The organism is Marivita sp. (assembly GCF_017643905.1).
Lineage (GTDB): Bacteria > Pseudomonadota > Alphaproteobacteria > Rhodobacterales > Rhodobacteraceae > Marivita.
Window position 1 is genome coordinate 1 of sequence record NZ_JAEPMO010000187.1, and the last position, 7,036, is coordinate 7,036.

General features: G+C 58.8%; 7 protein-coding genes. 4 read left to right on the plus strand and 3 right to left on the minus strand.

The window, feature by feature from the left end; translation table 11 throughout:
- Positions 1-274: 274 nt before the first annotated feature.
- Positions 275-1,429, minus strand: coding sequence for a site-specific integrase (locus JJ869_RS20765; protein ID WP_292270280.1), 1,155 nt, complete (start codon positions 1,427-1,429; stop codon positions 275-277).
- Positions 1,430-1,651: 222 nt separating this feature from the next.
- On the opposite strand from JJ869_RS20765, the gene JJ869_RS20770 reads away from it, so the two are divergent.
- The 4 genes from JJ869_RS20770 to JJ869_RS20785 are packed head-to-tail and all read left to right on the plus strand — an operon-like array spanning position 1,652 to position 4,968.
- Positions 1,652-2,341: a helix-turn-helix domain-containing protein gene (locus tag JJ869_RS20770; protein WP_292270282.1), complete on the plus strand. Its 690-nt coding sequence runs from the start codon at positions 1,652-1,654 to the stop codon at positions 2,339-2,341.
- Positions 2,334-3,656: a VWA domain-containing protein gene (locus JJ869_RS20775; protein WP_292270285.1), complete on the plus strand. Its 1,323-nt coding sequence runs from the start codon at positions 2,334-2,336 to the stop codon at positions 3,654-3,656. The genes JJ869_RS20770 and JJ869_RS20775 overlap by 8 nt, the downstream gene beginning before the upstream one ends.
- 35 nt (positions 3,657-3,691) lie before the next feature.
- On the plus strand, positions 3,692-4,327 hold the full coding sequence (locus JJ869_RS20780; RefSeq protein WP_292270287.1) for a hypothetical protein: 636 nt from the start codon (positions 3,692-3,694) through the stop codon (positions 4,325-4,327).
- Positions 4,324-4,968 carry a hypothetical protein gene (locus JJ869_RS20785; protein WP_292270289.1) on the plus strand — a complete coding sequence of 215 codons (645 nt, stop codon included), beginning with the start codon at positions 4,324-4,326 and terminating at the stop codon, positions 4,966-4,968. The genes JJ869_RS20780 and JJ869_RS20785 overlap by 4 nt, the downstream gene beginning before the upstream one ends.
- Before the next feature lie 822 nt (positions 4,969-5,790).
- Here the strand turns inward: JJ869_RS20785 and JJ869_RS20790 are convergent.
- Both JJ869_RS20790 and JJ869_RS20795 read right to left on the minus strand, forming a co-directional pair.
- Positions 5,791-6,534: a metallophosphoesterase gene (locus JJ869_RS20790; RefSeq protein ID WP_292270290.1), complete on the minus strand. Its 744-nt coding sequence runs from the start codon at positions 6,532-6,534 to the stop codon at positions 5,791-5,793.
- The gene (locus JJ869_RS20795; RefSeq protein WP_292270293.1) at positions 6,534-6,896 is read right to left on the minus strand and encodes an ABC transporter permease subunit; all 363 of its coding nucleotides are present in this window, start codon (positions 6,894-6,896) and stop codon (positions 6,534-6,536) included. Before JJ869_RS20795 ends, JJ869_RS20790 begins: the two co-directional genes overlap by 1 nt.
- Positions 6,897-7,036 lie beyond the last annotated feature (140 nt).

The following is a 7,036-nucleotide window of genomic DNA, read 5'->3' on the forward strand; positions in this document are numbered from 1 at the left end:
CCGATCCATACATTGGAGACGACCACCACCGGATGCCATGCTGAGGCGCAAACCATGTGTGACCTCGAAGAGAACCATGACCCCGGACGGATCAGTTGCTTTCCGCTTGACAGGGCCGCAATCAGAGAACCGGCCCGCGGCGCCACTGTCCGCCGCACAAACAGGCCTGACAAAAGTACGCGCTCGATCACATGTCCAAAGGTTCAGAATTTCCTTGCAAAACGAGCGGCATCCACAAAAGAGAGTTGGGTGCCAGGTTGGCTCCCTCCGCAAACTATCCCAAGGATTGCCGCAAGTTCTGCGCCACCGCGTCCGCCGCCATCCGCACTGGCTCGGCCGCGAGATGAGCGTAGCGGGCCGTGGTCTGTACCTGTGTATGTCCCAGTAGCTTCCCGATCATAGGCAGCCCCTGACCCGAGGCGATGGCGGTCGATGCAAAGGTGTGGCGCAGGTCGTGGATGCGGACATCCTTCACCCCGGCGCGCGCGCGGACGCGCTGCCAGAAGGGCTGGAGATCGCTCAGGCGCTTGCCGGGCAGGGTGCCAGCGATGACCCATGGGTTCCCGTCGATGCGCTGGGCGTCGCGGAGCAGCTCGACGGCAGGCTGACCGAGATGGACGACCTTGGCGCCGGATTTTGAATCCGGCAGGCGCAGGACGCGCTCGCCCAGATCGGCGTATGCCCATTTCAGCGTCATGATCTCGTTGAGGCGGCATCCGGTCAGGATCAGCAGGCGTGCGGCGAGAATGGCCGAAGGCAGTTCGATTCTTTCAGCCTCCATTTCGCGCAGCACTTCGCCAATGCGGCGGAGTTCTGCCGCGCTGAGGAACCGCTCGCGCTTCTCCTCGGGGTACTTCCGGATGTGCTTTCGTGGGTTGGTGCCGTCCGGACGCAGGCCCCATAGCTCGGCGAGGCTGAACATCTTTGAGACCACTTCGAGGCAGCGGTTCGCCTGATAGGGGATGTGCCGGAGGTCGTGATGGAACTTCGCCACGTCCGCCCGGGTGATTCCCGTGACCGTCAGCTGCCCCAGCGCGGGCAGGATGAAGCGTTCGAGGTTCCGGCGATATTCCTTGGCCGTGCTGGCCTTCAAGCGGATCGCAATGTGCTCCTTGTCGAACCGTTCGGCCAGTTCCTTGATGGTGATCGCCTTGCGCCCGGCGTCGCGTTCGCCGGCAGGATCCTCGCCATTGCGCGCGGCGGCGACGATGGTGATGGCGCGGTTGCGGGCCTGCTCGCAGGTAAGGACCGTGCTAGGCCCGAGGCTAATCCGCCGGGATCGGCGCCCGGCGCGATACTGGACCACATAGCCCTTGCGCCCGCTTGGCAGCACCCGAAGTCCGAAGCCGGGGATGTCGCTGTCCCAGACGAAGTATTCGGTGGCTTGGGCTTCTGCGGCATCGACGAGGCGTTTGGTGATCTTGGGCATGGTAGGCGGCCTTCTGGTTCCCTTTGCTCTACAGTGCGAAAGGCGTGGTGATAGTCAACGAACACGTTGAATTAGCGAAGAAAAAGGAAATGGCACGCAGTCCTTCGAAGAGAGCGGGATCGCAAATTCGACGACTTGCGACGGTCGCTTCGAATAACAACGGATGTCTTCCAATAAATGAGACATATTGACATGTCGCATTAATCCACCTACATCGCCGCTATGTCTGATGATGAACTCACACTCGAAGAACTGAGCGAACGTACCGGGGTTGAGGCACGCACCTTGCGGTCCTGGGTCGGCGAAGGACTGCTGGCTCCACCTTTCAAGCCTGGGCGTGGCGCTCGATACCCCGCGAGCAATGCAGATCGTGCGCTGGCCGTTCGGGCGCTCAAAGATCTGCACGGGCTGTCTCTTTCGGAGATCGGGCGTCGCTTCATGATGGCGACGGAGGACCAGATCCGCGAGTGGGCCCTCGAGGCAGGTCCCACAACGGTGTCCACTGGGTCGGCGCGCGATTACCTCAGGCGGATCCAGACACGAAGCGCCACCGAGGAACCGCCGCATCGATCGATGGAGTTTTTTGCTAAGAAGGCCCCTTCGAGCGCATCAGAACGGCCGTCCTTCAAACCTCGCTTCGGCAAGCCGTCGATGGAGTCCTATCGAAGAGCTCGCTCCGACGAACGTCAGGCGGAACTGGCGAGCATCGAGCGGCTGATCCTTCAGTTGGAGAGGGTACTCGAAGCGCCGGCGCCGAGGCGGTCTCGAGGGACGGTCTGGACACGGATCTCCGTCACGCCCGACCTCGAACTTTCCGTGCGAGGCGATCTCGAACCTCGCGAACGGGTCCTTTTCGAACAACTTGCGGACCAATTCCGTGCCATTCTCACCGGGAGAGCAAAAAATGACTGATGTGAATTTCACCGCCGCCGCCGCCTTCGACCGCAAGCTCTTCTGGGAGGACGGCGACTCCGTTCGCTTCCTTGTCGCACGGCTCAAGGCTCACCGGAAGGATGACCGCCGCCCGGCGGAGCGCGCGCCCCTCAACATTGCTCTGGTGATCGATGCTAGCGGTTCGATGGGCGGCGGAAAGCTCGAGGCTGCAAAGGAAGCAGCTCTCGGCCTGGCAGAACACCTCACAGCGCGAGATCGTCTTACCGTGGTGTCCTTTGCGTCGGATGTCCTCGTTCATCTCGACGGTGTGGCGGTGACGACCGACAACGCCGCTCGCATTCGGTCGGAGATTTCGCGCCTTCAGACGCGGGGTAGGACGCTTTTATCGGGGGGATGGTTCGCCGGTGTCGAGTGCGCTGCCGGGATCGCCGAAGAAGACCCGCGCATGACTCCACACGTCATCATCCTGAGTGACGGTCATGCTAACGACGGCATCGTCGACCCTGAAGAGCTCCGCGAGCACGCGGGCGAGCTTCGGATGCGCGGCGTCCTGACCTCATGCCTCGGCATCGGCGACGGTTACGACGAGCAGCTGCTGAGGGGCATTGCCGAGAGCGGTGGTGGACGCCTTCACGATGCCGAACTGACGAGCGAGATCTCCTCGGTGCTTCTGGGCGAACTGGACGACATCTTCGGAACTGTCGTGGAGGATGCACAGATCGAGCTCATTGTACCGACAAGCGTGCGGGTCGAGGTGCTGGGGAGAACAGGATCCGAGATCCGTGACGGTCGCATCCTCGTTCCTCTCGGGCCGGTTCAAAACGACGTCGAGCGTGTTGCCGTTCTCAAGGTCACCTGTCCCAAGGCTCGGCTGAATGACGAGCTTGAGTTTGCGCTGATCGCCAATGGACGTGCTGTCGACGATCGCACCAGGCTTGAAACGGATACCGTTCTGGTGAGGCTTATTGCTGTGGATGGAGCGACCAACACCGACCAGTACCGTGACGACGAAATTGCCATGATAGTTGCGCGGACGTGGAGCGCTCATATTGTAAGTACTGCTGCCCGGATGAACAGGGACGCGGCCTATAATGAAGCACGAAGATACGTAGAACGAGAACTGCGTCACCTTTGTCGCTACGTCGAGGGCCTGGATCAAGGACGCGAAATGATCCGGGAACTCGAACTGTTGGCACGGCATGCTGGCAGACAGTTCTCGTCCCGTATGCGAAAGGAGTTGGTGGTCCAGTCGTCCCTGGCGATGGAGAGCCGGGTCGATCGCAGGGGCATGGGCAAGGCTGCTTGGAGTGCACGCATGGAGCGCGGCGATTGATGACCATTAAGTGAGGGCAGGATAGGCTTCTGGAGATGGCAACCTGCGACACTTGTGGAGAACCGATTATATTCAGGTACATGGATGGGCGCCCGACGCCCATCCATATCCATGGCGGCTGGTGCCGAGGCTATCGGGAAAAGGGGCGAGCTTCTGACAGTTCGCCGTTTCGGTCCGTTAGGTCCTACATCGTTCCAAACGCAACTTGCCCGGTCTGCGGCGCGACCGTCTTCTTCTATCAATCTCCAAACGGTGGGCGCGTCTTCTTTGATGACGTTGGCTGGCCTTGGCCGAAACACCCGTGCACGGACAATCAACGTCCGGCCGGAAAGCCGGCGCATCCAAAGAGCACTGGCAACATCTTGGCATTCCGCGCAAGAGACGGGGCGCAGCTTGCGCTTTACGACCTGGATGACTTCGAGGACCTAGAAAACCACTATAAGTTTATCTTTCGCAGGCAGGATACGAACAAACGCCGGACGGGTTTTCTGAGGAAATCGACTCTTAAGAAAGGCGGCCTGAAGCTTGGTGACTTCTTCGATGCGCCGTCTTTTGTCGTTAACATCGACCAGAGTTCTGGCGAAGCACTGCGCGTTGATTTTATCTGTGCTAGGTTTGGCAAGATTATGAAAATCAGAATGTCCAAGGGCAAAAAAGAAGGTCGACAATGACAAACAACTTGTTCGCAACCGATATTGAAGCTGTGATTCGGGCTGTTGAAGAAGCCAATAAACCGATTGTCGACCGCCACAAGGCACTTATGGCTGCAATAGATCGAGTTCCTGTTCGATTGGAGACCGAAGAGGAGGTTATTCGTGCTAAGACGTTCGCCGAACAACTTGAAGCGGCAAATAGAAAATGTCGAAGTGTCCGGCTGGAGGACACCAAGCCGATTCGAGAGCTGCTCAAAAAGGTCGAGGGCTTTTTCAAAAATATGGAAAAGGAAGCGGCTGATGCTCGAAAGTTTGTCATGGATAAATTGAGTGACGCTGGTCGCAGATTGAATACACAAAGGCGGCGCGATCCAGAACAAGACCAAGAAGCAAACGTAAACGAAACAATCATCACGAACCCCCAAACCGGTGAGGTTTATGGAACTGCATCTCCGCATATCTCGCAATCGGTGGCGGATGAAGGATTTATCCCGCTCACATGGAGAGTCAGCCAAGTCGACCGGGATCACGTTGACTTAGAAGCTTTGCGCCCGTTTATCACCGAAACTGCGCTTCTTAATGCGGCGCGCGCGCACATGCGTGAACACGGACCAAATGTGCTTCGCGGTGTCACATACACGCAAGAAGCCAACCTATAATGCACAAAGAACTTAGCAGCGCATGTCGTCTCAGGCGTTTATGAGTATGATGCAATGTGCTACCACAACCATCGTTCTACACCCACATGGAAGCATGGTGGAAGCACGAGGGGAAAAACCGCTGCGCAATCCTGACAATCCGCGCGCAGGCCGGCCTCGGGGAACGGCCTCGCAACTGGCGGAAACCGCGCAAAAACTCGCGATCCTGCGCGATTGTTCATGGTTCGTTCGACACGACTCATAACCTGAAGGTCGTAGGTTCAAATCCTACCCCCGCAACCAAAATCTCGAAATATATCAAATGCTTAGTTCCCTAGTGAAACACTGGGGAATTTGGCGTGCAATTTCTGGTCAACACCTGGTCAACATTTTTCGAGCCCCCCCTCGAGGCTTCAGCGCGTTTCATTTGAGCCCCATCTCTGGCGACGCTGAACCTACTGCAGAGGGTCTGAGGTTGATCTGCAATTCACCCAGATCTCTGTCCGACAGTGCGTCCCGAGCTTTGTCCAGAAGCGCTAGAAGATCGTCCTGGCGAGGTTGGCCAAAAGCGAGCCTGTAGATGGCCACCGATCTCCGTAACCATGACAGTCTCGTTTCTTCGCGACTAAATGGCAGCGAGAGGATGTGGCGCTCGACTTTCACTGGACGGCAGGAGGGGGGTAGCGTAGCGCTTACACTCGTTTCGTCAGTGCTATATCGATCAGAGGCAGCGTCTACGGCAATCGCCACGGCTCCCGTTCTGTCCGAGAGTGAAAGCACAAGCGTGCCATCGCCCTGTTTGCCAGGACGCCGGCCAACAGCGATGTGCTCATCTGTCGCCTGTCAGGCCAAAGAGACAAGGTGGCTGACAACACGGTCCTCTTGCAGCAGGTGGAGATCGAAACCGGGCGGGCCGGGCATTGGGCGGTGCGGGGTTTGGCCGGTCAAGGAAAGGCTGAGGGCGTGGCCAATCGCTGGTGCAGTGCTGGCCAGAACGCCTGCCCAGCATGTCTGGATAGCGCGGTGGCTGTGCCCCGCAATGATCCGACACACAGGTGCTTTGGTCACAATCTCGGCTAGTTCGGCAGCACCGGCAAACCCGGGCCTGTCAAGATGCGCGGTCAGGGTTGGAAATGGCGGATGGTGCATCGCCAAGATGACGGGCCGCCGTGTCTGCGCCAGAACAGAAGCTAACCACGCCAGCCGGGGTGAATCCAACCCGCCCGAACCATCCGGCATGGTACTGTCGAGGCCGATAAGCAGAGCCTCGCCCACGGGCTGCACAAAGCTCAGATGCTCGGGGTGGTAGGCCATCCCTGCGCCGAAGGCTAAGCGAAACTCCGCGCTCTGATCATGGTTGCCTGGCAGCGCGAACAGAGGGGCCGGTGCATCTTTCAGAAAAGGCAGGACATGGGCGTAACCTTTGGCGGTCCTGTCAATGATGTCCCCGGTGATCACAATAGCATCTGGCAGCCGTTCCATCGCCGCAATCGCCTCGAGTGCGCGCCGAGTTGCCTCGACCGGGTCGTGGCAAGGATCGGCCCCGTCATCGCGCAGGTGAAGGTCGCTTAGCTGTGCGATCAACATCACAAAAGGCCGCTGCGCCGCCCCATCAGGCTTAGCCCGATCAGTGGAAAGGCCGTGGTGATCAGGATCGTCACAAACGCCATCGCCATCCCCAGCCCGACCGAGCCCTGCTCGAACTGCCTCCATATATAGGTGGAAATCGTAGAAACGCCCACCGGCGCGACCACAATCGAGGCGACGAGTTCGCGCGTAGCAACGGCAAAGACCAGAAGCATCGCCGCAAGCAGGCTGGGCGCGATCAGCGGGATGAGGATCCGCGAAAACGCACGCAGCGATGAAGCCCCCGCAACACGCGCCGCAGCTTCGAGATTGTCACCGATCTGATGAAAGGCTGCGGTGGCATAGCGCACAGGTTGCGGCATGTTGATTTGCACTGAGAAGTGACCCGGGTAGGCATAGAATTTTCATTGAGATTTGACCCATGTGACCCTCCCCCGAGTGAAGAGCGAGGGGGCTTACGGAGTGATCGACATGGGACTATTGAACGTTATTCGGAATCTGC